The sequence below is a fragment of the Streptomyces sp. NBC_00457 genome, from assembly GCF_036014015.1.
GTDB lineage: Bacteria > Actinomycetota > Actinomycetes > Streptomycetales > Streptomycetaceae > Streptomyces.
In genome coordinates this window covers 402,811-428,536 of the sequence record NZ_CP107905.1, presented here as the reverse complement: position 1 = coordinate 428,536, position 25,726 = coordinate 402,811, and the positions used below count along the sequence as shown (strand labels likewise).

The following is a 25,726-nucleotide window of genomic DNA, read 5'->3' as shown; positions in this document are numbered from 1 at the left end:
GCCGTGCTCGACGACGTGGTCTTCTGGGTGCTGGCCCTGCTGGCGGTGGCCAGTGGGTTAATGGTGTTCCGGTTCGACTCCATGGCCCGGGCGACGTACGCGCTGCTGACCTCTCTCCTGTGCGTCGGCGGTGAAGTGCTGCTGCTCGGGCTGGACTACCTCGGGGTCGTGATCGTGCTGATGATGACCATCGAGATGGCCATCATGGCCGTGTTCATGGTGATGTACATGATGAACCCAGCGGGGCTCATGCCGATGACCATGGTGCACAACACGAAGGGCGCTGCCGTGATCTGCGCGGTGGTCTTCGCCGTGCTCGCCGCCGGGATCCTGCTCGCTCCGTGGCCGTCCCGGCGCGGCAGGCCGTCGGCCGATCCGACCATGGACCTGGGCCTGTCGCTGATGGGTCCGCAGATGCTCACCATGATGACCTTGGGCCTCGCCCTGTTCGCCACCATCGTCGCGACCGTCGTCCTGGCCACCCGTCGGGGCCGCTACGACCGCTTCGGCGACGATCTCAAGGCGCGTACCGCCGACGACCCGGTACGGGGAGGGACGGTCCGATGAGCCTGGAACTCTTTCTGCTGCTCGCAGCGGCTCTGTTCAGCATCGGCCTGTTCGGCGCGCTCACCCAGCAGTCGATCGTGATGCTGATGATGGGGCTGGAACTGATGCTGGGCGGCATCATCGTCGGCGCGGCGGCCGTGTGGCACTACATCGCGCCGGAGGCGGCCGACGGGCAGGTGCTGGTCGTCCTGGCGGTCACGGTCATGGCGGTGGAGATGGCGATCGGGTTCGCCGTGGTCACCGCGCTGTTCCGGGCCCGTGAGGTCGACATGACCGACATGGCGGCGGAGTTGAAGGAGTGAGCGCGCTGCTGTGGGCGCTCATCGCGCTGCCGCTGACCGTGGGGACTGTGCTCGCGGTCATCGGCCGCCCGGCGGACCGGTACGCCCCGACGGTCGCGGTCGGTACGGCCGTTGCCGCACTCGGCCTCGCCGTCGCGGTGGCGTTCGAGCATCCCCGGGTCGAGGCGCCGCTGCTTGATGGGCTCCCCGCCGGGCTCGCGGTCGACGGGCTGTCGGGCCTCATGGTCGTCACCGTCACCGTGGTGACCGCGGCCGTCCTCTTGTTCAGCGTCGCCGACATCGGACCGGGGGAGGCACGCGCCCGCTTCTTCGGACTGATGCTGCTGTTCGCCGGCGCGATGCTGACGACGGTCACCGCTACCACGCTGACGGTCCTGCTGATGGCGTGGGAGGTGATGGGCGCCACCTCCTGGGCGCTGATCGGTTACTGGTGGCGCGACCCCGAGCGCGGCGATGCCGCCAACACGGCCTTCCTCACCACCCGCGCCGCCGACCTCGGCCTCTACCTCGCAGCCGGGGCGGCGCTGGCCAGTGGGCAGGCCGGTTCCCTCGCCCTCGACGAGCTCCCGGACGCGACCGGCGCGTGGTCCGCGGTCATCACCGTCGGCATCATTGCGGCCGCGTTCGGCAAGTCGGCCCAACTGCCGTTCAGCTTCTGGCTGTCCAGGGCCATGCAGGGCCCGAGCCCGGTCTCCGCCCTGCTGCACTCGGCGACCATGGTGGTGGCAGGGGCGTATCTGCTGCTGCGGCTGGAGCCACTGCTCGCGCAGTCCGATTGGGGCGGGCCTCTCGTGGCATGGACGGGTGCGGTGACGGCGGTGGTGCTCGGCCTGGTCGCCGTGGCGCAGACCGACCTCAAGCAGTTGCTCGCCGCCTCGACCTGCGCCCAGATCGGCTTCATGGTGCTCGCCGCCGGAGCCGGTGCGGTCACCGGCGGAACCCTGCAACTCATCGCGCACGCCGCCGCGAAGAGCCTGGCCTTCCTCGTGGCGGGCGCATGGCTGACGACCTTGGGCAGCAAGGCGCTGCCTGCCTTGCGGGGTGCGGCCCGGCGGCACCGTACGGCCGGGATCACTTTCAGCGTCGCGGCCCTGGCTCTGGCCGGGGTCCCGCCCTTGGCGCTGTGGGCGGCCAAGGACGTACTCCTCGCCGGCGCCCTTGGGGACAACGCGGCGCTGTACGTCGTCGGGCTGGCAGGTGCGGTGATCTCCGCGGTCTACAGCGCGAAGGCGCTGTGGTTCGTCTGGCAGCCCGCTCCTGCAACGGGTGACCGTCGGGAGCCGCTGCCGTATGCGACCCGGCTGCCGCTCGTGACCCTTGCCATCGCCTGCGCCGCCCTGACCGTCACATCCTTTCCGCCCGTACGGGACGCGGTCGAGCAGACGCTCGGCGGCGGAGCGCAACCAACCCCGTATGTATGGGAGTTCGCGCTGTCTGGCGTGCTCGCGGTCGCCGTCTCGGCCGTGGTCTGGATCCGCGGCCCTCAACTCCGCATTCTGCCCGGCCGGATCGCGGGCCGGGTTTCGGACTGGCTGCTCCTGGAAAACGCGGCGCGTGTCCTCCTCGTACGCCCGGTCATGCGCCTCGCTCACGCCCTCGCCGCCTTCGACGACCGGGTGCTGGACCGCGCCGTCGAGGGCACGGCCCGCGGCTCGGTGCGGCTGGCCCAATGGACCAACGCCCAGGCCGAGCGGCTCGTCGACGGCACCGTGGAGGGCGTGGCGGGCGGTGCCCGCGTGCTCGGCCGCTGGGCGCGCAGGCCGCAGACCGGGCAGTTGCATCAGTACCTCGCTCAGGCGGTCGCCGCCTTCACCGTCCTCGCCGTCGTCCTCGTCCTCGTGAGGTGACCGCCGTGCTCACGGCCATCGTCCTGCTCCCGACCGCCATGGCGGCCCTCCTGCTGTGCGTGCCGCGCAGTGCGCCACGCACTCTGTTCCTGACGGCCTGGGTAGCGACCGCCGCTGCCGAGCTGGTCCTGACGGTGATCGTCTGGGCGGGATACCGGGCCGACGGCGGCATGCAGTACGAGACCAAGGCCCGCTGGATCCCCAGCGCGGGCATCAGCTACCACGTCGGAGTCGACGGCCTGTCCCTGCCCCTGGTGGCCGTCACCTGCGTGCTGTTCCTCGCCTGCGCCGCGTACGCCTGGCGCGAGACCCGGCGGCCCAGGGAGTTCGCGGCCCTGTTCCTCTTCCTCCAGACCACATGCCTCGGCCTGTTCGTCGCCCTCGACCTGATCCTGTTCTTCGTCTTCTTCGACCTGTCCATCGTGGCGATGTACTTCATCATCGCCGGGTGGGGCCACAAGGACGCCGCCCGCGCCGCGCTGAAGTTCTTCCTCTACACCTTCATCGGCTCCCTCGCCCTGCTGCTCGGCTTCATCGGTCTGTACCTGGCCGCCGACCCGCACACCTTCGACATCGTCGAACTGACCGACGCCAACCCACTGGCCGGACGCGGGACATACGGCGGCCTCGTCCTCCTCGCCGTCGCCGTCGGACTGGCGGTCAAGACCCCGACCGTGCCCTTCCACACCTGGCTGCCGCCCGCCCACACCGACGCCCCGGCTGCCGGGTCGGCGATCCTCGCCGGAGTGCTGCTGAAGATGGGCACCTACGGTTTCCTGCGCATCGCCATGCCCGTCCTGCCCGACGCCTGGCGGGACTACGCTCTCGTCTTCGTCGTCGTCGGCGTGGTCTCCGTGCTGTACGGCGCGCTCGTCGCCCTCGCCCAGACCGACTTCAAACGGATGGTCGCCTACACCTCCGTCAACCACATGGGCTACATCATCCTTGCGATCGGCGCGGCAGGTGCCGTCGGCGCCGGGCAGGAGGAGGCCCGCCGACTCGCCATCACCGGGTCCGTCTTCCAGATGGTCAGCCATGGGCTGCTGACCGGGGCGCTGTTCCTGCTCTCCGGCGTGCTGTACGAGCGTGGGCGGACGTACGAGATGTCCGCGTACTCGGGTGTCGCCGGGCGGGCGCCCGTCTTTGCCGCGCTGGCCGGCGTCGCCGCCTTCGCCTCCCTCGGGCTGCCCGGCTTCTCCGGCTTCATCGCCGAGTTTCAGATCCTCACCGGGAGTTTGGGGCCGGAGCCGGTCGCCACGGGCCTGGCCGTGCTGGGGATCCTGCTCACCGCGGGTCTGTTCCTGCGTGCCCTGCAACAGGTCTTCCTCGGTCCGCTGCGGCTGCCCGTCGCCGCGCCGGGTACCGACCGGCCGTTCCCCGACATCCGCGTTCACGAAGGGCTCGCGATCGTCCCGCTGCTGGCCCTGGGCGTCGTCCTCGGCCTCGCTCCCAGGTTCGTCCTCGACGTCATCGAACCCGCCTCGCGCACCGTGCTGGAGCTGCTCGCGCGATGAACGAGATGACCGGGATGAACGAGAACCCCCTCGACCTCCTGCCCGAGGTCCTGCTCGCCGCCTCCGCCGTACTCGGTCTGCTGCTCGGGGCGTGGCTGCCGCGCCGCCGCCAGTGGCTGACCGGGGCCCTGGCGGGAGCGGCCTGCACCGCGGGGATCGTGGCCGCCGCGATGGCCGCGACCAAGCCCGTGGAGACGGCCTTCGGCGAGTCCTTCGCCCTGGACACGCTCACGGCCACCAGCAGGATCGTCATCCTCGGCGCCACGCTGCTGGTCCTCGCGCTCGCCATGCCGCGCCTGTACGCCGACCCGCGCGAGACCGAGTTCTACGTCCTGCTCCAACTCGCCTCCGCCGGCGCCCTGATGATGGCCGGATCCCAGGACCTGCTCCTCCTCGCCGCCGGCTACCTGCTGGCCAGCGTGCCCGCCTACGCGCTCGCCGGGTTCCGCAAGGATGGCCCCGGTACCGAGGCGGCCCTGAAGTTCTACGTCGTCGGCGCGCTCCTCGGCGTGCTGATGCTCGTCGGCGTCACCGTGCTGCTCGCCGCCGGGCGGGCCACTGCGTATCCCATGCTGCGCACCGAACTCGCCGAGGCACCGGCCGGATTGGTGGCGGTCGGCACACTCGCCCTGCTCGCCGGTATCCTGTTCAAGGCTGGCGGCGTGCCCGGCCACTTCTGGGTGCCGGACGCCGTCCAGGGCAGCTCGGCGCCGGTCGCCGCCTTCCTCACCACGATCCCCAAGATCGGCGCGCTGGCGGCGTTCTACCGACTCGCCGCCGTGCCGCTCGCGGACGCCGACCTGCCATGGGCAGACCTGGTGGCCGTGCTCTCGGTGGCCTCGATGACACTGGGCAACCTGGCGGCCTTCTTCCAACAGGACGTCAAGCGGCTCCTCGCGTACTCCACCATCAGCCAGGTCGGCTATCTCCTGCTCCCGGTGGCCGTTGCCGGACGCACTGACCTCGACCAGGAGGCGTTCCTGTACTACCTGGCCGGATACGCGCTGACCAACCTCGGCGCCTTCGCCGTCGTCTGCGCACTCCCCGCAGCCCACACCATCGACGATTACCGGGGCCTGGCGCGGACCCAACCGGCCCTGCTGGCCTCGCTCGTCGTCTGCCTGCTGGGCCTGGTGGGCACGCCCCCGACCGCCGTCTTCCTCGGCAAGCTGGAAGCCTTCAGCGCGGCCTTCGACGGCGGCTACGCATGGCTCGTGGTCGTCGCGGCCGTCAACACGGTGGCTTCACTCTTCTACTACCTGCGCTGGATCGCCCCGGCGTTTCTCTCACACGGTGCCGTGGGTGATCCGGGTACGCGGTCAAGATCAGCTGCCGTCGTTGCCTACGCGGCGGCGATCGGATCCGTCCTACTCGGGCTGCTGGGCGGGGCCGTCCTGGACATGCTGGGCGGACCGCTCGCGCGATGACGCGCCCAGTCGCACGCCGGAGGAATCGCGGTGTCCACCCCTGGCGAGGCTGAGGGGGCGACGGGCCGCCCTGGCCGCCGCAGAGCAGTGGCTCGTCGGCCTGCGGATGCATGGCCGCGTCGATGCCGCCGAGTATCAACAGAGGATGGGCGCAGTGGCGCACGGAGATCGCGGCCCGAGGAGGGACGGCCGATGGGCGTGAGCCGGCCGGGCCCGGTCCGGTGGCCGTTCTATGAAGCGGCTTAGTAGTATGTCTGGCATGTTGCGTGTGAGCGGTCGGCTGCGTGCGGGTGGCGCCTTCGGGTACCTCCTGCTGGTAGCCGTGCTCACATTCGGCGTGTTCGCCATGCACACGATGGGCCATCCGGAGCACTCTTCGGGCTCGGCGACGGCCGGCGCTCTCCATGCCGTCGTAGGCCCGCACCAAGGCGGCATGGCCCAAGGGGCCGCCGACACCCGGACATTCGCAGGGCCTGACAAGGCGATGGCGGACCACGGGGCCGCGACACCGGCGTCGTCGTCGGCCGCGGTGGACGAGCCCACGATCAGCATGGACGTGCTGTCCGTGTGCGTGGCGGTGCTCAGCGGCTGGCTGCTCTGGTTGTTCCTGTGCGCCGCATCGCGCCGCAAAGAGCAGCTGACGGCGCTACTCGCCCGGGCGATGGCCGTGCTGTGCCCCAGCCCACCACCCCCGAGACCTCTCCTCGTTCAGCTGTCAGTGCTGCGGATATAGGCCGGACCGCAGCGCGGGCCGCGTCACGCCCGCGCACGCCGTGCCTATCCCCACAATCACTGACAGAACTCATCGAACGAGGTATTTCGCACATGACTGCCCACAACTCTGTCCTGCACCGCCGTCTTCGTCATCGTATGGCGATCATCAGCACCGTCGCGGCGGGTGGGCTGCTGCTCGCCGCCTGCGGCGGGGACGACATGGAGGGCATGGACCACGGGAGCGGCACCTCCGCCTCTGCCACGTCCACCCCGACGACGGCGGGTGACGCCCCGGCGCCCGGCGCCTTCAACGACGCGGACGTCATGTTCGCGCAGATGATGATCCCGCACCACGAGCAGGCCCTGGAGATGGCCAAGCTCGCGGACGGCCGGGCCTCCGACGCGGAGATCAAGACCTTGGCCGCGGACATCGAGAAGGCCCAGGATCCCGAGATCCAGACCATGAAGTCCTGGCTGAAGGCCTGGGGCAAGCCGGCGTCCGCCGAGGAGAGCATGCCCGGCATGGACCACGGATCCGGGACGTCCGGAATGATGTCCGAGGAGGACATGCAGAAGCTCGAGGCCGCCAAGGGCACGGAATTCGACCGGATGTTCGCGGAGATGATGATCGAGCACCACGAGGGCGCGATCACCATGGCGGAGGACGAGCAGAAGAACGGTCGTGACGCCGCGGCCAAGAAGCTCGCCGCCGACGTCGTGAAGACCCAGTCCGCCGAGGTCGAGAAGTTCGAGAAGATCCTCGACCGGATCTGATCCGCACCACCCACTGACCGCCCAGGGCTCCGAGGCGCGCACCCGAGGAGCCCGGGCGGTCTTCTCCCTGTGCCCCGCCAAACCGTGATCGGCCGTCGCCGTTCCGGTGCACCATTACGCCCCGAGGAATCATGAACAAACGCCCCGCTGTCGTGGCAGCCACTGCCCTGGCTCTCACCCTCACTCTGGCCGCCTGCTCCGACGGTGGAGAAAGCAAGGAGTCGACCGACAAGTCCGCCGCTGCCGGGACGACAGTGAGCCACATCCACGGTCTCGGTGTGGACCCCACCGACCAGCGCCTCTACGTCGCCACCCACGAAGGCGTCTACACCCCCGATGCCAAGGGGGAGCCCGACCTGGTGGGCGACAGCAAGGACGACTTCATGGGCTTCACCGTGGCCGGCGCGAAGACCTTCTACGCCAGCGGCCACCCGGCCTCCGGCGGCAACAAGGGGCTCATCAAGAGCGCCGACGCGGGCAGGACCTGGAAGTCCCTGTCCTTGTCCGGCGAGTCCGACTTCCACGCTCTGGACTTCGCCCACAGCACGGTCTACGGCTACGACTCCACCAACGGCCTGGTCCGCACGACCAAGGACGGCATTTCCTGGAAGGACGGGGCCCGGCTCGAAGCCCTGGACATAGCGGTCAGCCCGACGGACCCCGGCGTCATCCTGGCCACGACCGCGGACGGAGTCGTTCGAAGCGGCGACGGCGGGAAGACCTTCGCTCAAGCGCAGAAGCCGGTGATGGCCTTCCTCTCCTGGAGCACGAAGGACGCCCTCTACGGCATCGACACCTCTGGCGGCCTGAACGGCAGTGCGGATGGCGGCATCACGTGGAAGAAGATCTCCACTGTGCCGGGCGGCCGGCCGCAGGCACTCACCGCTGTCGCGGCCGAGCACGTCCTCGCCGCCACTCAGACCGGGGTCTTCGAATCGAAGGACGGTGGAACAACATTCAAGAAGCGCCTGGCCGTTACGTCGAGCGGCGGCCACTGATCGGTCGAGCGCCGCAGCCTCAAGAGCCTGGCGGGACTCAAAGCGGCGTGACGCAGGAGGGGCGGCGACGGGCGGTCAGGCGGCCATCATGACGAGCATGGCGCACATCGTGCTACCCATGCCGATATGGGCCGTCAGGGCCGCCCCCGGTGACGTGCCCGGCGGGCGACGGCGGCTCCGGTTGCCCCCTGCCGCATGTGCCCGGCGCTTGTTCCCTCCCGACCGGGCCATGTCCCAGACGGAGACGGCCAGGGAGGCGAGGAACACCACGATCGTGTCGGGCAGGGCGAGAAGCCGCCGCGCCCAGCGGCTCCTGCCCGCACCGCGGCCCGCACCCTCCCGCCGGTCGGTGCCGCGAACCCGCGCCCACACGGACGCGACGATCGAGAGCAGGAAGTACACGGCCAGCGCGACAAGAACGACACGCCACACAGAAGCCGAGCCTCCCGACGCGGCGCTCTCGGTGGCGCCGGCCGTCATGTCATGTGCGGTCATCCCCGAGGAGTGGCTCATGCCTTCCGCGTCCCCGGCCATACCCGTCATCCCGTGCGCCTGGGTCCCGCTGGATCCGTGCCCATGTCCGCCCATGCCGGCCATCGAGTGCCCGCCCAGAGCCAGCACCGGCCCGGATTCGGTGCCCGGCATGGCCAGCGTCATGATGACCATGGCGGCACTGCCGATGATGTGATGCGCCCAGCGGCGGCCGTGTCGCCAGCCGTGCATCCGAGAGTGGCGTACGGACAGGGCCACGCTGCCGAGGCCGACGGCGGTGAACCCGGTCACCCACCACAGACTGTGGTCCCCGAAACTGGCGGCCGTCGCGGGCAGGAACATCGCGGCCATGCCGCCGGCCATGAGGACGTCGCCTCCGGCTGCGAAACGGGCCTCGCCGCTGTCGGCAGCGGCCAGTCGGGCCGCACTCACGACGGCCACGAGTGCGGCCACCGCCGCCAGCGTCCAGGTCATAGCGGGACTTCCCATTGGTGCCCTCCGCGTCGACCGGCAGTCGCCCGCGGAGTATTCGCGAGCACGTCGACGTGCATCGTCCTCTGGCTGTCATCTACTGATGCCCTTAGTACGTAGTGGAGCCAAGAGGCGTTCAGCAGAAGGGAGTTTCCTGAAGACCTCAGCGCTGTGGAGGGCGCATGCCGGCGAGGGTGGCGGTGACCAGGCGCCGCACGGCAGCCTCGGACGGGAGGGTTCGTGCTGCGGCGAGGGCGCTGAGGCAATAGCGCGTGAGCTCGGTCGGCGGGATGTCGTCCCTGACATCGCCGGCCCGTGCTGCCTCGGTCACCAGCTCTTGAACCATGTGGTGAAGGTGCTGGTGCGCGTGGACAAGGTGGTTGCCACTGTCCTGGTGCAGGAAGACGCCGAGGTCCGTGTCGTGGTGGCCGTGGCCTGACCGCCAAGGCGGAGTCCGGCAGCGGGGTCGGCCTGTTCGGCCGGCCCCGGCGCTGGGACGTGAGCGGCGGGCCGTCGACTCGGAGGCATGAGTGGCGCGGTCCGTGGCACGCGGGTCCGTATGAACCACAGAGCCGTCCGTACGGACCACAGCGCCCAGTGCACCGAACCGGTCACGGCCGTCTTCACCTGGAAGGTACGCCCCGGTAGAGAAGCCGAGTTCGAGCGGTGGACTCATGGCATCACCCGTAGCGCGTCGCGGTTCCCCGGAAACCAGGGTGTCGCCTGGCTACGTCCCGAGGACGGGCACCGCTTCCACGCGGTGGTGCACTTCGCCGACCCGGAGCGGTTGTCGCAGTGGCTGACGTCCCGGGAGCGGGCGGACTGGCACGCACGGATCGAGGACATCGCCACCGAGGTCAGCGGCGAGCGGCAGTCGACCACCGGGATGGAGACGTGGTTCAGCCTGCCCGGCACGACGGTGCAGTCCCCGCCCCGCTGGAAGATGGTGCTGACCACGTTCCTCGCGGCCTATCCGCTCGTTCTGCTGATCCAGTGGCTGCTCGTGCCCTACACGACCGGCTGGCCGCTGCCGCTGCGCGCGGTGGTATTCCCTGCGGTACTGCTGCCGACGCTGACTTATGTGCTGATGCCGCGACTCAGCCGACTGCTGCGGCTGTGGCTCTATCCACCGCCCGGGGCGGACCGAAGGTGAATGCCCTCATCCGCTCGGGGGCCCGGACGACCGTGCCTCTCACGGAGGCAGCGGCCCTGTTCGTTCTTGATCGCCAAACGGCGGCCGCTTCCGGCCGCTGTAGGTTCCGATTTCAGCTGCCGGCCGGTGGCAACGTGACCTGGTGTTTCGGGGTGCTGTCCAGGCTTCTTGTCGGGGCTTTGTCCGGCCGATCTGTCGGATTCTTCAGGCCGCGGTGCGGTGTTGGGTTTCGTGTCGGGCGGCGCGGTGGCCCTCGGCTGTGAGGGTTTAGAAGGTGCGGCGTTTGCCGGGTCCGCGGCCTGGGGTGGCTCTGTTCATCCAGGTGATGTCGTCTTCGAGTCGGCTGGTGAGCCAGCCCGCTCGTTCGAGCCTCTTGAGCTGTGGATAGACGCTTCCTGGTTCGAGTCCGGTGCGTGCGATGACCTCGGCGCCGTAGAACTCCTGTTGCGGTCGGGCGAGCAGATCGTGCAGGAGGGCGAGCATTGGCCTTGTGATGCGGATGCGCTCGACAGCGATGTCGTCGAAGGGGGTGGGTGGGCCGGGGTTGCGGCGGGTCTGGAACTTGGCATGGGCGGCTTCCAGGACGTGGTCATCGGGCGGGGCAGGGGTGTGGTGGTGCGGCAGTGATGCGGTCATCAGGGCCTCGACTCGGTCGGCTTCGAGGTCTCGAAGTAGTCGTCGGCCCTGCGGGGTGGGCTGTTGAGGGCGGCCGAAGGCCGCCCTGGTGAAGAGGCTTTTGCCGATGTCACGTTCCAGTCGCCGGAACTGTGTGACCAGGGCGTTGGGTTCGGTCTTCAGGTGGCGGGCGGCGCTGTCGAGGGACGGGAAGCGCATGGCGATCTGGAAGCGGTGGAGGCGGAGCCAACCGTGGAGGGTGCCTTCGACGGCGGATCGGACGTCGCGGGGGAGGCTGGTGTCGATCTTGGTCATGACGGTGCGGCTGTGCACTCCTGGGGGCCGCAGGGGAATCTTCAGGTGCTTGAGGCGTCGGCGGACCGTCTCGTCTTCGGTGCCGAGTTCTTCGGCGATGTCGTAGGTCGAGCGCTTGCGGGTGAGGTACTGCTCGCGCAGCCAGGGCTCGTCGATGGGGAAGGGCTTGCGGGTCCGGCGGATGGTGAAGCCGAGGGTGCGGGCGTGGGCGATGGCGATGTGGCGGGGGATGCCGGTTTCCTGGGCGATGTGAGCCAGCGTCTTGTCGCCGTCGATGTACTCGCGTTGCAGGAAGGTGGTGGTGAGGACCTCTTTGGCCTGCTGGTGGAGGCGCCAGGAGCCGAGGCTCGATGACCTGGCCCACTCGCGGGGCTCGCGGGGAACCTGTTCGAGTGTGAACCGGATGTGGGTCAGGGTGGTGTCCAGGTCCTTGGCCGCTTCTCGTGGTGCGCGTTGTTCGGTGATGACGATGCGGCGTACTTCTTCCAGGTCGATGTCGTCGAGGTGCCGGCCGGGGAGGTCGAGTCCGTCGGCGCATTCTTGCGGCGGTTCCCAGGTCAGGGGCTCGGTGATGTTCAGGTCGTGCAGGATGCCGATCGCGTGCTGGTGGAGGGCATCTCGCTGGTCGAGGGTCAGGGAGGGTGGGAAGGCGAAGTACCGGGAGCGGTCGGGCGCCGATCGCAGGGCGAGGGGGTGGCGGGGGTCGGTGAGGTCGGCGCCGGTGAGGAGCTGGTGGAGGTAGCGCTGGGCGTTGAGGTAGCGGGGGGCCTGGGTGGTTTTGGTACTGAGCTGTTCACCGGGCTGCGTGCCCGTGCGGAAACAGAGCTCGCGCCACCGGTCGGGGCTGATCGGGGCCGCGGGGATGAGGTGCCGCCGGCGCTCGTAGTCGATGGGGCTGCCGTGGTCGTCGAGATGGTGGGCGAAGTTGCAGAGTGCGGTGAGCACGTCCGGGTGCCCGGATTTGAGGGCTCGCTGCAAGGTGACGGTCATAGCGTTCGGCAGGTGCGGTCCCAGTCGATCGGTGATGCCGCGTGCCCGTAGTTCGGGCTCCCCGGGCAGGAGCAGTAGTGCGGCGGCGATGCCGCGGAAGAGGTTCTCCTGCATTCCCTCCCGGGGCATGAGTCGCACTGTCCAACCAGGCCAGAGGAGCTGCGGAAGATGCCGGATGCGTGCGCTCGCGCTGTGCTCCCCGGGTTCGGGAACGCGGGCGCGTGGGGTGGACGACGAGAAGCGGACGCGGTCCAGGGCGCCCATGATCCGATCGCCGGCGTGCAGGAACCGGCGCTGCGTGCCCGGTGAGAGTTGGGACCACTGCTCGGCGGTCATGCCCCGGGGGATCACCTTGTTCGGGGTGTCGCGCCGGGCCCGCAGGCCGTGGACAGCATGGGCGGCCAAGGCGTCGTCGGGTGTGACGAGGAAGGGCAGAGCCGCGTGGGCGATGACACCGCTCACGGCAGCGCCGAGCGGCTTGACCCGGTCGGCAGGAGTCCGCGTGGCCAGCGGCCTGCGGTGCCAGCATTCTCGGACCGCCCGGCCCATCGACTGGAGGTCGTCGTCGTCGATCGTGTGCATCAGCCATGACGTGCACTGGCTCAGGTCGGCCAGGACCGTGTAGGCGGTGGACGGGTCGGCGAGCAGGACGTCGACGTGGTGCTGGGCGGCGAGCAACGGGTGATCGGAGGCCAACGGCAGAAGCTCGGCGTTGGTCAGGTCGGTGCCGCAGACGGACGCCAGCCGGGACGCGATGGTGCAGGTTCCCGCCGGGAACCGGAGAGTGTGTCCGGGGAGCCTGACGCGTACTCCTTCGCCGCAGCCGGGGCAGGTGTCGTGCAGCAGGGCTTCGTGGGTGGTGCAGGCGAATGTCCAGGGAAGCCACCACTTGAGCAGCCAGCGTCCCTCCTGCTCGGCCAGGCACTGGGGACAAAACCGGCATCGTCGCTGCCGCCTGGGGCCGAAGGGGAATCCGCTGCCGATCACCGCCTGATCGAGACGGCCGGCTGGAAGGCCGGTGTGGATCTCCAGCTCGCGCAGCACGGTGACGGGTAGGTCGCTGACCATCGAGCGGGTGTGGTAGTGCCCTGGCAGTCCCAGGATGCGCAGGAACGCGGAGAAGGTCAGGCCGTTGCGGCGGCCCAGCGTCTCCAGCCAGCTGTCCAGGCTCTCGCCGTCCAGGATCGGGATCCGCAGGGGTAGCACTCGTGACTCGGTCACGAGGCATCGCCGAGCGCGGGGGTGTTCTTCGCGTGGGCCATGGTGGCGGCCAGCTGCTTGCGTGCCTGCTCGGATGCCTCATCGAGGCGGATGCCGTCGAGGACCTCGCGAGTGATGGATTCTGTGCCGGTGCGGATCGCGCGGTAGCAGCCGCGCATGAGCAGCGTGAAGTACGACCCGATGTGGCCGCTGGTGCGTTCGAAGAGGTAGTCGGCGTTGCGCAGCAGCATTCCGGGTCGGTGCTCGGCCAGGACGAGCTGGCGTTCGGTGGACTTGATCAGGCTCCGCCAGTGGCGTCGGCCCTGGTCGGTGTCGAGACGGAACGGATCGACACCCAGTCGGGTCCAGCGGCGGGCGGTCTGGGCCAGAGCCACGTTCTTGCCGGTCAGGCCGTCCGCGAAGAACCGACGCTCGGCCAGGCCGACACCGACATAGATGAAGGTGACCGGCAGTTCGTTGGCGAGCCACTTGAGGTGGTTGGACACCGCCAGGCCGTCGCGTCGATCCAGGTCGATGAAGTGGATGTCGTCGATGATGCCGAGCTGGGTCTCGCAGGACAGGACGCAGTCCAGGGCGTGACTGGCCAGGGCGGCGGCGTTCGCGCGGTCGGTGGCCGGGTGGCCGTAGTACTCGCAGATCATCCGGTTCAGGGTTCGCAGGGTGGTGTTGGAGGTCAGGCCGACACGGAAGACGGGGATGCGTTCGTGTCCGGCCTCGGTGACTGTGGACAGGCGGCGCATCTGCTGGCGGTCGAAGTCGCGGCCGAACAGGTTGGCGATGGTGGTCTTGCCCAGGCCCGGCAGCGCGTCGATGACGGCGGCGGAGCGGATGCGGTCGCCGTCCTGCCGGTTGCTGGCCACGATCTGTTCGAGTTCGTCGTGGATGCCCGCGAGCTGCGGCGTCTGCACGATCCCGAAGTTCGCGTGCCAGTCGTGCCGGGAATCGTTGTAGTCCTCGGCTGCCGCCTCGCCCAGCGCGGCCAGTTGGGCCCGGGTCAGTGTCTCGGGCCGCTGCCGTGGTGGGGCGTCGGCGAAGCGGCGCCAGCCCTCCTTGCGGGAGAGGCTGAACAGGTTGGGCTGCCTCACTCGATCACCTCGAAGGCGTCGGCGTAGAAGTGGTCGCCCTCGGGGGCGTCGAACAGCTCGTCCTCCTCATCGCTGTCGCCGACCGGCAGCTCAGGCACCAGCCTCAGCTCCGGAGGCGTCAGGGGGCCGGACTGTTCGGGGAGCACCGGCAGGGACAGGGCGTCACGTTCTTCCGACAGCCGCACCGCGATGCGGCGTTCGCGCCGGTCGGTGACCATGCCCTGGTCCCAGCGGGCCAGAAGATCCGACAGGGCCTGCGAGGCGTCGATGTGCCGGCCTTCGCGTGCGGCCAGACGACGGGCATAGGCGGCGGCCTCCCCGCTGAAGGCCATCTGCAGGGCAGGAGCGTGTTCCCAGTGCAGCGGATGCCAGGAGTCGTCGGCCGGGTCCTGGAAGTAGACGAACCGCACGTCGTCAGGGTTGACGTGAATCGGCCACTGCCGTCCCAGGCCGGTGTAGGGGCTGGGCGCGTTGCGGTAGCCGTCCAGCGCGGGCCCGTTGTAACGCAGGCCATCGACCTCGACCCCGTAGTGCTGGATCGTGCGCGGCTTGACCGCGAGGAATTGGAAGGCCAGGTCCGCCGAGGCCGGCATGCGCAGTCGCCCGGCGCGGGCCAGGCCGATGCGCAGCATCTCCAACGGGGACAGCGACAGCTTCGGCCACTGCGGGATGACCAGTCCGTCGTGCTCGCGGCGGTGGTAGACCTCCGTGATCCACTCACGGATGACTTCCTCCACCTCGTGGATGAAGAAGAACGCGGTGTTCTCGACCGCCTGGCCGCGGTTGTGGACGTCGGGTCCCTTGTAGGCAGGAAGGTGCTGGATCAGCCCCTCCCGCAGGGTGCGGAAGAAGCGTTCGACGGTCGGCTTGTCCGTGGGTTTCTTCGGCTGGGCCGGCTGAATGGACATCCCCAGCCGGGTGCAGACCCCGATCACGTGCGCGGACATGAACGCCCGTCCGTGGTCGATGACCAGCGTCTCCGGCGGACACAGCCCGGCGCCCGGCACGAGTTGGTCCTCGGTGAACACCACCTCGTCCCACAGCCCGTGGTAATGAGCGAGCGCGGGCCGGACCGTGTCCTCCAGCGGAGGGCAGACCGCCTCGAACAACACGCCAGCGACGTCCACCGCCTTCGTGGAGCAGGCCGTCACCCGCAGGCCGACGACGCAGCGCGAGAACAAGTCCTGGGCGATGGTGAGCTGGAGCGGAACCCAGCGGCAGGTCACCGGCTCCATGGCGTAGATGTCCAGGTCCTGGGTGTCGAGCACGACGTACTCACCGGGCCGGGTGGCCCGCAGCCGCCCGTAGGTGCCCTGCGGCCTCTCCGCGATCGAGCGGCGTGCCTTGGCGCTGCCGGAGACCGCGTTCGTGCCCTTGGCCAGCCAGGCGAGCCGGGCGTAGGCCGTGCTCCGGGACGGAATCGGAACAGTCCCCTTGCCGTACTCGCTGGTCAGTCGTTCCTCGGCCCGCAGTAGCAGAGCCGACCGCGTGGGGGTCGAGCCGGTCACCGAGTCCGCCATCACCCGGCGCACCGCCTCCTCCCACCGGGGATCGACGCTGGAGACCCTCCCTGCGCGGTCAGCGGCCTTGGCCGCAGTCCGGTCCTTCAGCGGAAGATCGGGGTCGTAAGCGGGCCTGGGTTCGCTCGGCAGAGCACTGCCAAGGTGCCCGGACCGGTAGCCGCTGAGCACCTCCCGGACGTGCCCCGCCCGTTCCTCCAGCCGTTGACGCTGGTCTGCCGACAAGCTCGCCAGCAGCAGGCCAACCCCGTTTGAGGAGGTCGGCGCGGGATCACCGATCGATCGGGCTCCGGCTGCCAGCCGGCCGAGCGGAACGGAGCTGTACTCGCCCGTCCGCTCGTTGCGGACCGTCGTGTGCAGACCCTCGACGTCCACGACCTCGACGACGTCACCGCCGAAGAAGAGCCGGGCCCCCGGAAACAGGGTCATCGCGTACGCACTCATGCCGCCACCCGGATGCGGCTCGTACGGGTCAGCGGAGCACGTAGGTCGGTGACGAGCTGCCCGGACCAGACCAGGTGCAGGACGACCGGACGGACGATCTCATGCGGGTGTCCGGCCAGCGCGGCCTCGACACCGCCGATCGTCGGCTGGTCCGCGGCGGCCGCCATCACACGCGCGATGAGAGAGGTCTCCACCAGGTCGCGGCGCCGGTAGCCCGCTAGGAAGCGCACGTTCTCCACGACGGCAGGCTCGGCCCCCGACCAGGTCTCATAGACCCAGCCGCGGCGCGAACACACCTCGCGTGTCCAGTCGAACTGTGCGATCACTTTGGGATCCTTCATGCGTGAGGGGGCTTTGACGTCCACGACGGTCACCAGACCGTCGACGTGGACGAGGAATAGATCGGGAACATGGCGGCGGATGCGCGTACCGTCCGAGCCGACCAGTTGGAAGGGCTGGGCCGCGATCTCCGCGATGTCACCAGCGAAGTCGGCGATCAGGATGCGGGCGAGCTCCAACCGGCTCTCGTAGGCCACCATTCGGCCCGTTGTCGAGGCGTGGTACCAGCCCGAATAGTGCTTCCGGCCCCGGTACCAACGGAACTCGCGTACCGGAAGTCCGCCAGCGACTTCGTCCACCGGAACCCGGTCGAGCTCAGCCTCGGCCAGTCGTCCGTTGGCCCGCCGATACGTGACCCGGACTGTCCGGCAATCTGTCGCGTCCGCGTCGCCTGCACCAGTCCCCATGGTCGCCCCTTTGTGCCCCGATGTTGCCGACACCAGGACACTGGCCACCACCAGCGCTAACGTGAGCGGAAAGGCGCACAAACCAAACGAAAGGCTGGACCGCGGACTGCCAGCGTGACGCTGGCGCCGTGCCGATGGCCTGTCTTGTGATCGTGTGCCGGGCAGTGAGTCTCTAGGGGCCGGGGGGGCACGGGGCCGGAGAAGCTATGAAGGTGCGCGGATGTTAGCTTCCTTCCCATGGTGGATCACCAGGAACAAACCAGGGCGGCCTACGACGGAGTCGTCGAGCTGTATGCGTCGATGTTTGCTAATCGGCTGGAGACGCAGCCGTTCGCGCGGAACATGATCGGCACCTTCGCCGAGCTGGTGCGCGGGACGGGGACCCTGCGTGTGGCCGACGTCGGGTGCGGACCTGGACATCTGACGGCCATGCTGCATGACTTGGAGCTGGATGCCTTCGGACTCGACCTTTCCCCGGCCATGGTCGACCACGCCCGGCGGGCCCATCCGGCGCTGCGGTTCGACGAGGCGCGGATGGAGGCTCTGCCGGTCGAGGACGGCGTGCTCGGCGGCGTGCTTGCCCACTACTCAATGATCCATACCCCGCCTGGGGAACTGCCCGCGCTGCTTGCCGAGCAGGCGCGTGTCCTGGCGCCTGGGGGCCTGCTCCTGGTCTCATTCTTCGCGACCGATGGACCGGAGCCGGTCCGCTTCGACCACAAGGTGGCGCCTGCCTATAGCTGGCCGGTGGACCGGTTCGCCGAATTGCTGGCCGGGGCTGGGCTCGCCGCGTTCGCCCGGCTGATCCACGACCCGGCCTCCGAGCGGGGATTCCTCGACGCCCACTTGCTGGCCCGCCTCCCCTAAAGCGGGGTGACAAACACCAGCTCGTCTGCCAGGGCACCGTTCGCGTCGCCTCGATCCGCATCTGGCTCCAAGACCCGGTCACCGGATCACGGACCAGGCCGTAGTAGAGACTCAGCTGGACGAGTCGGACGACAAGTTGATGACAAATCACTTGGACAACGACATCTCTATTCGGAACCTACAGCCGCCATCCGGCCATCAGGGCCGCGTGGCCGCGAAGTACGGCATGGAGTCGAGGTTGGTGATCTCGATGTTCTTGCCGGTGCGCGGTGCGTGGATGGCCTTGCCGTCGCCTATGTACAAGCCGTTGTGCTGGCTGTTGTTGTACCAGTAGATGATGTCGCCGGGCTGGAGGTCGGAGCGGGCGACCTGCCGGCCGGCGTTGTACTGCTGGTTGACGGTGCGGGGCAGCGAGACGCCGGCGGCACGCCAGGAGGCGCCGGTCAGGCCGGAGCAGTCGTAGGAGTTCGGGCCGGTCGATCCCCACTCGTAGGGCTTGCCGAGCTGGGCGTAGGCGAACTCGAGCGCGGTACGGGCTCTTCCGCTGGCGGGACCGTTGTAGGTGGCGACGCTGTCGCTGCTGCCGGAGGCGCGGTCGGCCTCCGCCTCCGCGGCCTTGAGCTCGGCCCGCTGCTCGGCGGTGAGGCTGTTCAGGAGCTTCTGGGCCTCGCGAAGCTTGCTCTGGATCTCCTGCTTCTTCTCGCCCATCTGCTCCTGGGCCTTGCGGGCCGCCTCGAGCTTCTTCACCGCTTCGGCGCGGGTCTGGGCGAGCTCCCGCTGCTTGTGCTGAAGGCTCTTGAGCAGGGAGATCTGCCGGGAGCTCGTACGATCCAGCAGCTCCGCCTGCTCCAGGTAATCATCGGGTTCGGCCGACAGGAAGAGCCGCACGCTCGGGTCCAGGCCACCGTCTCGGTACTGTGAGGCGGCTACCGGGCCCATCTCGCTGCGTATCTCGTTGATCTCGGCCTGCTGCGCGGCCACCCGTTCCTGTGCCCTGTTGGCGGCCTTCTGCAGGGCCGCCTTCTTCCCCTGGGCGGTGTTGTACTCCTCGGTGCCGGCCTCCGAGTCGTGGTAGAGCTCCTCGACCTCTTCGCGCACCTTCTCGATGGAGGGCTTCGGTTCGGCCTGGCTCTGTGCCGTGGACAGCAGGGAGAACGCTCCCGCCGAAGCGGCCAGTACGGCGAGCCGGGGACTGCTCGGCGGCTTCGGTCGGCGGTGGGTTCCCATCTTGCGACAACTCCTCTGTGTGCCCACGCGGACAAGGCACGGTTCCCCGTGGAGTACCGGCGGCTTCGATCAAGTATGCGAGCAACTTAGTAGCTTCGTAGATGAGGTGGCAATCCATGCCGAGAAAGAGGGGCGTTTGCGCCCGGTTTACCCGATGGTGGGCACGCAGCCGAACAGCAGCGGGAGCACCGGCACCACAGCCGCTGCGACGGCCACCGATCCAAGGAGCGCGACGTGCGGTCGCCGCTGCGGGATGAGTACGCGCCTCATGCGGACCAGAGCGCTCGGGCCGCCCACCGCGAACGCGCCCGCGGGGGCGGCCTTGGCCGCCGCCATCTCGTACATGGCCGTGGCCAGCACCTCGCGAGACTGGCGGCGCAGTGCCCGGTCGTCGGCGATCATCTCCAGGAGCACCGCGGTCTGCTCCTTGGCGTGGTGGGCGAGCGGAATTCGTCGGAAGACCCGGGCGAACGCCTCGGTGGCGGCCAGTGCCAGATGGTGGCGTCCCGCGATGTGTGAACGCTCGTGTTCGAGGACGGCATCGAGTTGCCCGGGAGACAGCAGCCGCAGGGCGCCCGCACTGACGACGACACGCGGGTTGTGCCCCGGGAGGCAGTAGGCGGCGGGCAGTTCGTGTTCAAGGATGGTGGCGCCCAGGTGCTGCGAGCGCCGACCCACCATGTCCAGGACTTCCCGGTGACGGGTGCGAGCGCGTCGGCCACGGAGCACTTCGAAGAGGAAGCAGCCGAGCACCAGCAGGACCATCGAGAGTGGGAGACCGACCGCCAAGCGGTCGATGACGGTCGGGTCGGTCGCGGCGGTCGCGTTGGTCAGCCCGCAGGAATGCAGCACGCCGATCAGGTCGGCGTGCAGGTGCTCGGTCGGGCTGGCGAGGTGGTACGCGGCCAGTGCGACAGCGATGGTGAACGATACGGTCAGCCCTTGCCATACGGCCACGGCCAGGCCCGGCGCGCGGTGCGGCCAGGCGCTGCGCAGCAGCAGCCGCGGGGCGAGGAAACCGACTCCGGCCGCATAGCCGAGCAGCGCGGGCACCGCGTTCACGACTCTGCCTGCCGCCCCGCCGTGCGCAATGCCTTGCGCAGGGCGCTGATCTCGTCGGGACTCATCTGCTGGACGAAGTGGGCCAGAGCCACCGGACGGTCCTCGCTCGCGCCGAGCGCGTCCTCCATGAGCGCCGCCGCGTACTCCTCACGACTGCGGACCGGCGTGTACAGCCAGGCCCGGCCCTGCTTGCTGCGCAGCAGCCAGCCCTTGGTGTAGAGGATGTTGGTCACGGTCATCACCGTGGTGTAGGCGAGCGGGCGCTCCTCGTTGATGTCGTCGACGATCTCCCGCACCGTCGCCGGACGCTGCCACCGCCAGAGGCGATCCATGATCTCCGCCTCGAGATCCCCCAGCCGTCGCATCGTCGCTCCCTTTCCGCTGCAGTACGCAGCGCCATAGTAGAACGAGCCTTTCGGCTACCCCACTGTGCGGTCAGCGTCCCTGGAAGTGGTGCGGTTTGAGGGACCGCGGTGGGGCGTCCTGATGTGGGCGGCCATCGGCGGGATCTCGCTACCGGCCGCACACGCCGGACCTGACTGGCCGACGGCGTGTGGGCACCGCTGAAGAAGCTCACGGGGGAGTCCACACCCGATGCTGCTCCAGCGCTGCCGGAACCAACGCCGGTGGGTCCGAAGGTCCCGAGCCGGATGGAGGCGGCACGTCGAGCCGACGAGCGCGCGGAGGCCCAAGCGGCCGCCGAAGCGGAACGGGCCCCGACTGACCAGCGGCGACCCGGTCACCATCGTGATCGTCGCCTTCCCGCCACCTACGATGTGCCGCAGCGCGAGCAGAGCACCGCCCCATCCGGTAGCCGACCCTGCGCGAACGCGCGAAAAGCCGAGTGAATGACACACCCCGGCCGGCCGACGGCTATGCAGCCAATCCGGCGGGGCCGCAGCCGATGGCGATGACCCCGCGTATGGGGTCGCCCATCACCGAGGTCACGCCTCCTGCGCGGCGTCGATCTCGGCGATCAGGGCCTCGATGCGGGTCTTGATCTCGTCGCGGATGGGGCGCACGGACTGCACGCCCTTGCCGGCGGGGTCCTCCAGGGCCCAGTCGAGGTACTTCTTGCCCAGGAAGATCGGGCAGGCGTCGCCGCAGCCCATGGTGATGACGTAGTCGGAGGCCTGGACTGCCTCGGTGGTCAGCACCTTGGGCCTGGCCTCGGAGATTCGGCGCGGTGGTGGGGCTGGCACTGGTCTCGCTCATCTTCATGAATGGCCGCACCGCGCCTCAGGCATGAGTCAGGCGATCCAGGTCGTCGTCATCGGCGGCGGGCGGGCCGGCTCGGCCGTCCCACCCGCCGCCGTCGGCGAATCGGCTCCCGTTCCGTCAGCGCGACTCGAGCACGTCGCGGATCACGGGCATGGCGGTGAACACCTTCGGCCACCCGGCGAAGTAGGCCGCATGGTTCAGCAACGCGTCGACCTCGTCAGCGGTGACCCCCTTGTCCATCGCCCTGTTGAGGTGAAAGGTGATCTGGCCGCTCTGACCGGTCGAGATGAGCGCCACGACGGTGACCAGACTCCGGTCGCGCGGCTTCAGGTCCGGGCGCAGCCACAGATCGTCGAAGAGCACGTCGTCGGTGTCATCGACGACTCCCTGCGAGACGCTGCCGTAGTCCTCCTGGACGCTTTTCTCGCGGGCCCGCTCGGCCTCCTGGTCCTGCGGGAGCAGATCCGGGTCCCGCTCGGGAAGCTGATCGGCGTCGATCCCGTGCTCGTCGAAGACCTCGGCGATCACCGGCACCGCGGCCTTGGCGTTCTGCCAGCCCGCGTAGAACGCGAGGTGGGTGACGGTCTCCGAGATCTCCGCGGCGGACAGCCCGTCGTCGAGGGCGCGGTCGGTGAAGCGGCCGAGCTCCGTCGTCTGCCCGTTGGAGATGAGCACCGCGAGGGTGACCAGCCCCCTGTCACGACGCGAGAGGCCGGCGTCGTTCCACAGCTGCTGGACCCGTTCCCTGTCGTACTTCGCCAGGGCCGGGGAGACCGACTCGACCTGACCGGTGCGGGAGCCAGGATCGGCCTGGGCGGTGTACCCGACGAGGAGCGTGCCCGCGGCGATCGCACCGATGAGGGTAAGTGTCCTGGACCTGATCATGCTCGCTGCTCTCGCTTTCCGTCGAGGTACTGGTCGTCGGTGACAGGCTCCAGCCAGTCCACGTTGGTTCCGTCGACGGAGTAGGTGACGGCGGTGTGGGCCATCGCGCTGTCGCGGGTCGCCCCGTGCCAGTGCTTGACGCCCGGCGCGATCCAGATGACGTCACCCTCGTGGACGGTGATGCGCTTCTTGCCCCATTCCTGCACCCATCCGGTGCCCTCGGTGATGATCAGGCGCTGCCCTTCGGGATGGGTGTGCCAGACGGTCCGGGCGCGTGCCGAGAACCGCACGTCGGAGGCACTTTCCGTATTCTCGTCGCCTGTGTACAGGGGCTGGATCGAAACGTCACCGGTGAAATTGTCCGGGGCACCCGCCGTGCTCTCCCGGTCCTTGTCACGTGACACGACGACCCCTGGATCCGGGGACGTCTTCACGGGCTCGGCCGATGCGGCCAGCGCGGCGGCGGCGCCGGCGGCCGGTCCGGAGTCCGTCGTACATCCGGCGAGCAGAAGCGCGGAGCCCGCGACACCGGCGAGCACGGCTGCTCCGGTTCGTCGATAGGCCTTTGGCATCGTCACATTCCAATCTGTGTGGGGTTGGTGGGATCGGCCGACGTGTCCGAAGGCTGTCCCCGGGCGGTCCGGTCAGACGGACGTGGCCTCGGCTCCCGACCGGTCGGTCATCCTCACTGGTTCGGTGCCGACCGCACTGTGCCGTTCGGCCCAGTTCTCCAGAGCCGTACGGCAGGCGTGGTCGAGGTGGTGGAGTCCGGACAGGTCGAGCTCGATCGGACGGTCCTGGGGCAGCACTTCCAGGCTGTCGAGGATCTTCGGCAGCCGGAGAAAGGTCGCGTTGCCCGACAGGTAGACCTGGATGGGGCCGGCGCTCTTGTCGATGACCTGTGTCTTGAGGTGCGAGGCTTCCCAGGCGGTCTTGGCGACCGACAGGGCCAGACCGATCAGCACGCCCTCGAACATGTTCACCGCGACGATCGCCACGGCGGTGACGACGAGGATCAGAGCCTCGCCGCGGTGGCCCCGCCAGAGGGAGACGATCCCGCGGACGGGGATCAGCTTCCAACCCGCGTGGACCAGGATGCCCGCCAGCGCGGGGATCGGGATCAGCGCCAGCGTGGCCGGCAGCGCGGCGGCGAACAGCAGCAGCCACACACCGTGCATCACCCGGGACGCCTCGGTCTTCGCGCCCGCCTGGACGTTGGCGGAGCTGCGCACGATGACCGCGGTCATCGGCAGCGCGCCGAGCACACCGCAGACCGCGTTGCCCACACCCTGCGCCATCAGTTCCTTGTCGTACTCGGTGCGCGGACCGTCGTGCAGCCGGTCCACCGCGGCAGCGCTGAACAGCGACTCCGCGGAGGCGATCAGGGTGAACGCGAGGATCGTGCCGATGATCGCCGGGTTCGCCAGCTCACCGAACGCTTCCGCGCCGGGCGGCTGGATCGAGCCCAGCAGGCCCTGCACCTCCACGGTGGCCACCGGCAGGCTGAACGCCGACGTGGCCAGCGTCGCCAGGACGACCGCGGCGAGCGCGCCCGGCACGGTCCGGGCCTTCTTCGGCAGCCGCTTCCACAGCACCATCACCGCGATGGTGCCCGCGCCGATCGCGAGCGAGGCGAGCGCGGCGGTGGAGCCGAGAGCATCGGCGGCCGCGCCGGGCAGGCCGAAGATCCTGTCGACGCCGGAGGCGGGGGCTGTCAGACCGGCCGCCGCGTACAACTGCCCGGCGATGATCACCAGGCCGATGCCGGCGAGCATGCCCTCGACGACCGAGACGGATATCGCGCGGAACCAGCGCCCCAGCCTCAGGGCGCCCATGGCCAGTTGAAGCAGACCGGCCGCGAGCACGATCACACCGAGCGCGGGCAGTCCGAACTCCCGCACTGCCTCGAAGACCAGGACGGTCAGGCCCGCCGCCGGCCCGGAGACCTGGAGACTGCTGCCGCGCATCAGGCCAGTGACGATGCCGCCCACGATGCCGGTGATCAGACCGAGTTCGGCCGGGACCCCGGAGGCGACGGCCACACCGACGCACAGCGGCAGCGCGACCAGGAAGACCACGAGAGAGGCGGCGAAGTCCTGCTTCAGATGAGGAAACTTGGTCATCGCGGTCCTCACAGGGCCTCGAACGCGTCGGTCTCGGCGCTGTGGGCGCGCACGGCACCCTTGTGTACCTCGTAGTACCAGGCGTGCAGGGACAGTTGACGCTCCTTCAGCTTCCTCTCGATGAACGGGTACGAGCGCAGCCGCAGCAACTGCGTCAGCACATGGGCCTGGACGCCCTCGGCGACCTCCGGATCCTCGGAGGCGCCCGTCGGGCGTGGGGTCGCATGCGTGAGCCAGTCCCGTACGGCCGGTACCGCGTCCAGGTCGTCGCCGCGCACCAACGCGCCGACGGCACCGCAGTGGGAGTGGCCGCACACCACGATGTCGCTCACGCCGAGGACCTCCACGGCGTATTCGATGGTGGCCGCCTCGCTGGTGGGGTGCCCCGAGGCGTACGGCGGGACGACATTGCCCGCGGTGCGCAGCTCGAAGAGCTCACCGGGGCGGGCGCCCGTGATCAGGGCCGGTACGACCCGGGAGTCGGAGCAGGTGATGAACAGGGCCTGCGGGGACTGGCCCTCGGCCAGTCGCACCAGTTCCTCGGATTGTTCCGTGGACTGTTGGCCGAAGCCGCGGGCATGGTCGATGAGTGGCTGCATGGCAGATATTCCTCCTGGCGCGCCGTCGGGACGGCGCGTCGGCGTACGTTCGAGCACAGCGCTGGGCAGGCACGGCGATCGGCCGCTCGGTGCCCGCAGGCCGGCTCAGCAGCGGAATACCTGGAGTGACGTGAGGCAGGGCGTGATGGTGTGGGGGGACGCGAGATACCCGGACTTGTGACTCACCGATGGGGGCAGCGCCAGGGAGTCGTACACCCGCACGGTGAGCGGGTAGGGCTTCACGTCGGGCTCCGTGCAGACGCGCTGGCGGTCACGGCCGGGCTGCCAGGGGGACGGTTCCGCGGTCTGCCCGTCGTCACTGCAGGTGGCGAATTCGTCCGCGTACTCGTCGAGGACCACGCTCGTGAACCGGTCAGGGGATGCAGGTGCGGCTGTGTGGGCGATGTGCGTGGAGGTGCCGGGCGTCAGGGCCGCGAAGAACTGAAGGGCCACCAGGAGAGCAGCCAGGGCGACCATGAACCAGGGAGTCCTGCCGCGCACCATGAGCCTCCTTTAAATGAAGCCTGAATCCAGTCCTCAGTTGTTT

Annotated in this window: 24 protein-coding genes and 1 pseudogene; 10 read left to right on the top strand and 15 right to left on the bottom strand. The window is 69.2% G+C overall.

The annotated features are described in order from the left end of the window. Positions 1-3: 3 nt before the first annotated feature. From OG828_RS02045 to OG828_RS02010, 8 genes are all read left to right on the top strand, one after another. Positions 4-567, top strand: coding sequence for an NADH-quinone oxidoreductase subunit J (locus tag OG828_RS02045; protein WP_328349515.1), 564 nt, complete (start codon positions 4-6; stop codon positions 565-567). Continuing rightward, a complete protein-coding gene (gene nuoK / locus OG828_RS02040; protein WP_328436340.1) occupies positions 564-869 on the top strand; it encodes an NADH-quinone oxidoreductase subunit NuoK in 306 nt (101 codons plus the stop codon). Before OG828_RS02045 ends, nuoK begins: the two co-directional genes overlap by 4 nt. Continuing rightward, positions 866-2,716 carry a proton-conducting transporter transmembrane domain-containing protein gene (locus OG828_RS02035; RefSeq protein ID WP_328499886.1) on the top strand — a complete coding sequence of 617 codons (1,851 nt, stop codon included), beginning with the start codon at positions 866-868 and terminating at the stop codon, positions 2,714-2,716. The genes nuoK and OG828_RS02035 overlap by 4 nt, the downstream gene beginning before the upstream one ends. 5 nt (positions 2,717-2,721) lie before the next feature. Then, a complete protein-coding gene (locus OG828_RS02030; RefSeq protein WP_328499885.1) occupies positions 2,722-4,230 on the top strand; it encodes a complex I subunit 4 family protein in 1,509 nt (502 codons plus the stop codon). Between the two features lie 5 nt (positions 4,231-4,235). Further along, the gene (locus OG828_RS02025) at positions 4,236-5,657 is read left to right on the top strand and encodes an NADH-quinone oxidoreductase subunit N (protein WP_328504780.1); all 1,422 of its coding nucleotides are present in this window, start codon (positions 4,236-4,238) and stop codon (positions 5,655-5,657) included. A gap of 259 nt (positions 5,658-5,916) precedes the next feature. Further along, on the top strand, positions 5,917-6,390 hold the full coding sequence (locus OG828_RS02020) for a hypothetical protein (RefSeq protein ID WP_328499884.1): 474 nt from the start codon (positions 5,917-5,919) through the stop codon (positions 6,388-6,390). Between the two features lie 92 nt (positions 6,391-6,482). After that, positions 6,483-7,145, top strand: coding sequence for a DUF305 domain-containing protein (locus tag OG828_RS02015; protein WP_443062362.1), 663 nt, complete (start codon positions 6,483-6,485; stop codon positions 7,143-7,145). Positions 7,146-7,276: 131 nt separating this feature from the next. Continuing rightward, positions 7,277-8,143: a F510_1955 family glycosylhydrolase gene (locus OG828_RS02010; protein WP_328499882.1), complete on the top strand. Its 867-nt coding sequence runs from the start codon at positions 7,277-7,279 to the stop codon at positions 8,141-8,143. Between the two features lie 75 nt (positions 8,144-8,218). On the opposite strand, the gene OG828_RS02005 is transcribed toward OG828_RS02010, so the two are convergent. Then, positions 8,219-9,124, bottom strand: coding sequence for a DUF5134 domain-containing protein (locus tag OG828_RS02005; RefSeq protein WP_328499881.1), 906 nt, complete (start codon positions 9,122-9,124; stop codon positions 8,219-8,221). Between the two features lie 145 nt (positions 9,125-9,269). Continuing rightward, positions 9,270-9,452 carry an SbtR family transcriptional regulator gene (locus OG828_RS02000; protein ID WP_328499880.1) on the bottom strand — a complete coding sequence of 61 codons (183 nt, stop codon included), beginning with the start codon at positions 9,450-9,452 and terminating at the stop codon, positions 9,270-9,272. Positions 9,453-9,665: 213 nt separating this feature from the next. Here OG828_RS02000 and OG828_RS01995 point away from each other — a divergent pair, with 213 nt between their 5' ends. Next, on the top strand, positions 9,666-10,259 hold the full coding sequence (locus OG828_RS01995) for an antibiotic biosynthesis monooxygenase (protein WP_328499879.1): 594 nt from the start codon (positions 9,666-9,668) through the stop codon (positions 10,257-10,259). Between the two features lie 267 nt (positions 10,260-10,526). Here OG828_RS01995 and OG828_RS01990 read toward each other — a convergent pair whose 3' ends face one another. Genes OG828_RS01990 through OG828_RS01975 form a run of 4 tightly spaced genes read right to left on the bottom strand, consistent with a single transcriptional unit; the run spans position 10,527 to position 17,195 of the window. Beyond that, entirely contained in the window at positions 10,527-13,400 is a 2,874-nt protein-coding gene (locus OG828_RS01990; protein ID WP_328499878.1) for a TniQ family protein, read from the bottom strand. Beyond that, entirely contained in the window at positions 13,397-14,485 is a 1,089-nt protein-coding gene (locus OG828_RS01985; RefSeq protein WP_328499877.1) for a TniB family NTP-binding protein, read from the bottom strand. Before OG828_RS01985 ends, OG828_RS01990 begins: the two co-directional genes overlap by 4 nt. Then, positions 14,482-16,449, bottom strand: coding sequence for a Mu transposase C-terminal domain-containing protein (locus OG828_RS01980; RefSeq protein ID WP_328499876.1), 1,968 nt, complete (start codon positions 16,447-16,449; stop codon positions 14,482-14,484). The genes OG828_RS01985 and OG828_RS01980 overlap by 4 nt, the downstream gene beginning before the upstream one ends. Further along, entirely contained in the window at positions 16,446-17,195 is a 750-nt protein-coding gene (locus tag OG828_RS01975) for a TnsA-like heteromeric transposase endonuclease subunit (protein WP_328499875.1), read from the bottom strand. The genes OG828_RS01980 and OG828_RS01975 overlap by 4 nt, the downstream gene beginning before the upstream one ends. A gap of 237 nt (positions 17,196-17,432) precedes the next feature. Between OG828_RS01975 and OG828_RS01970 the strand changes: the two genes are divergently transcribed. Beyond that, complete coding sequence (locus OG828_RS01970) at positions 17,433-18,062, top strand: class I SAM-dependent methyltransferase (RefSeq protein ID WP_328499874.1); 630 nt, start codon at positions 17,433-17,435, stop codon at positions 18,060-18,062. A gap of 198 nt (positions 18,063-18,260) precedes the next feature. Here OG828_RS01970 and OG828_RS01965 read toward each other — a convergent pair whose 3' ends face one another. The 9 genes and pseudogenes from OG828_RS01965 to OG828_RS01925 all read right to left on the bottom strand — a co-directional run bounded on the left by OG828_RS01965 (position 18,261) and on the right by OG828_RS01925 (position 25,683). Further along, positions 18,261-19,289 (bottom strand): C40 family peptidase, encoded by a 1,029-nt coding sequence (locus tag OG828_RS01965; RefSeq protein WP_328499873.1) that lies wholly within the window; start codon positions 19,287-19,289, stop codon positions 18,261-18,263. Positions 19,290-19,436: 147 nt separating this feature from the next. Beyond that, positions 19,437-20,351, bottom strand: a complete 915-nt coding sequence (locus tag OG828_RS01960; protein ID WP_328499872.1) for a M56 family metallopeptidase — start codon at positions 20,349-20,351, stop codon at positions 19,437-19,439. After that, positions 20,348-20,716 carry a BlaI/MecI/CopY family transcriptional regulator gene (locus OG828_RS01955; protein WP_210570656.1) on the bottom strand — a complete coding sequence of 123 codons (369 nt, stop codon included), beginning with the start codon at positions 20,714-20,716 and terminating at the stop codon, positions 20,348-20,350. The genes OG828_RS01960 and OG828_RS01955 overlap by 4 nt, the downstream gene beginning before the upstream one ends. Positions 20,717-21,295: 579 nt before the next feature. Further along, positions 21,296-21,529, bottom strand: a pseudogene (locus OG828_RS01950) (phosphotyrosine protein phosphatase); the annotation flags it as partial. 160 nt (positions 21,530-21,689) lie between these two features. Continuing rightward, positions 21,690-22,457 carry a carboxymuconolactone decarboxylase family protein gene (locus OG828_RS01945; protein ID WP_328499871.1) on the bottom strand — a complete coding sequence of 256 codons (768 nt, stop codon included), beginning with the start codon at positions 22,455-22,457 and terminating at the stop codon, positions 21,690-21,692. Next, positions 22,454-23,029, bottom strand: coding sequence for a (R)-mandelonitrile lyase (locus OG828_RS01940; RefSeq protein ID WP_328504779.1), 576 nt, complete (start codon positions 23,027-23,029; stop codon positions 22,454-22,456). The genes OG828_RS01945 and OG828_RS01940 overlap by 4 nt, the downstream gene beginning before the upstream one ends. 72 nt (positions 23,030-23,101) lie before the next feature. Next, positions 23,102-24,580, bottom strand: coding sequence for a SulP family inorganic anion transporter (locus OG828_RS01935; RefSeq protein WP_328499870.1), 1,479 nt, complete (start codon positions 24,578-24,580; stop codon positions 23,102-23,104). A gap of 8 nt (positions 24,581-24,588) precedes the next feature. Beyond that, complete coding sequence (locus tag OG828_RS01930; protein WP_328499869.1) at positions 24,589-25,179, bottom strand: carbonic anhydrase; 591 nt, start codon at positions 25,177-25,179, stop codon at positions 24,589-24,591. A gap of 105 nt (positions 25,180-25,284) precedes the next feature. After that, on the bottom strand, positions 25,285-25,683 hold the full coding sequence (locus OG828_RS01925) for a hypothetical protein (protein WP_328499868.1): 399 nt from the start codon (positions 25,681-25,683) through the stop codon (positions 25,285-25,287). Positions 25,684-25,726: the final 43 nt, after the last annotated feature.

Coding starts and splice junctions, on each gene's coding strand:
- OG828_RS01935 (WP_328499870.1), bottom strand. CDS start 24,580: ATGACCAAGTTTCCTCATCTGAAGCAGGACTTCGCCGCCTCTCTCGTG.
- OG828_RS02000 (WP_328499880.1), bottom strand. CDS start 9,452: ATGGTTCAAGAGCTGGTGACCGAGGCAGCACGGGCCGGCGATGTCAGG.
- OG828_RS02025 (WP_328504780.1), top strand. CDS start 4,236: ATGACCGGGATGAACGAGAACCCCCTCGACCTCCTGCCCGAGGTCCTG.
- OG828_RS01945 (WP_328499871.1), bottom strand. CDS start 22,457: ATGATCAGGTCCAGGACACTTACCCTCATCGGTGCGATCGCCGCGGGC.
- OG828_RS02020 (WP_328499884.1), top strand. CDS start 5,917: ATGTTGCGTGTGAGCGGTCGGCTGCGTGCGGGTGGCGCCTTCGGGTAC.
- OG828_RS01930 (WP_328499869.1), bottom strand. CDS start 25,179: ATGCAGCCACTCATCGACCATGCCCGCGGCTTCGGCCAACAGTCCACG.
- OG828_RS02010 (WP_328499882.1), top strand. CDS start 7,277: ATGAACAAACGCCCCGCTGTCGTGGCAGCCACTGCCCTGGCTCTCACC.
- OG828_RS01995 (WP_328499879.1), top strand. CDS start 9,666: ATGAACCACAGAGCCGTCCGTACGGACCACAGCGCCCAGTGCACCGAA.
- nuoK (WP_328436340.1), top strand. CDS start 564: ATGAGCCTGGAACTCTTTCTGCTGCTCGCAGCGGCTCTGTTCAGCATC.
- OG828_RS01940 (WP_328504779.1), bottom strand. CDS start 23,029: ATGCCAAAGGCCTATCGACGAACCGGAGCAGCCGTGCTCGCCGGTGTC.
- OG828_RS01965 (WP_328499873.1), bottom strand. CDS start 19,289: ATGGGAACCCACCGCCGACCGAAGCCGCCGAGCAGTCCCCGGCTCGCC.
- OG828_RS02005 (WP_328499881.1), bottom strand. CDS start 9,124: ATGGGAAGTCCCGCTATGACCTGGACGCTGGCGGCGGTGGCCGCACTC.
- OG828_RS01975 (WP_328499875.1), bottom strand. CDS start 17,195: ATGGGGACTGGTGCAGGCGACGCGGACGCGACAGATTGCCGGACAGTC.
- OG828_RS01970 (WP_328499874.1), top strand. CDS start 17,433: ATGGTGGATCACCAGGAACAAACCAGGGCGGCCTACGACGGAGTCGTC.
- OG828_RS01925 (WP_328499868.1), bottom strand. CDS start 25,683: ATGGTGCGCGGCAGGACTCCCTGGTTCATGGTCGCCCTGGCTGCTCTC.
- OG828_RS02015 (WP_443062362.1), top strand. CDS start 6,483: ATGACTGCCCACAACTCTGTCCTGCACCGCCGTCTTCGTCATCGTATG.
- OG828_RS01955 (WP_210570656.1), bottom strand. CDS start 20,716: ATGCGACGGCTGGGGGATCTCGAGGCGGAGATCATGGATCGCCTCTGG.
- OG828_RS01980 (WP_328499876.1), bottom strand. CDS start 16,449: ATGAGTGCGTACGCGATGACCCTGTTTCCGGGGGCCCGGCTCTTCTTC.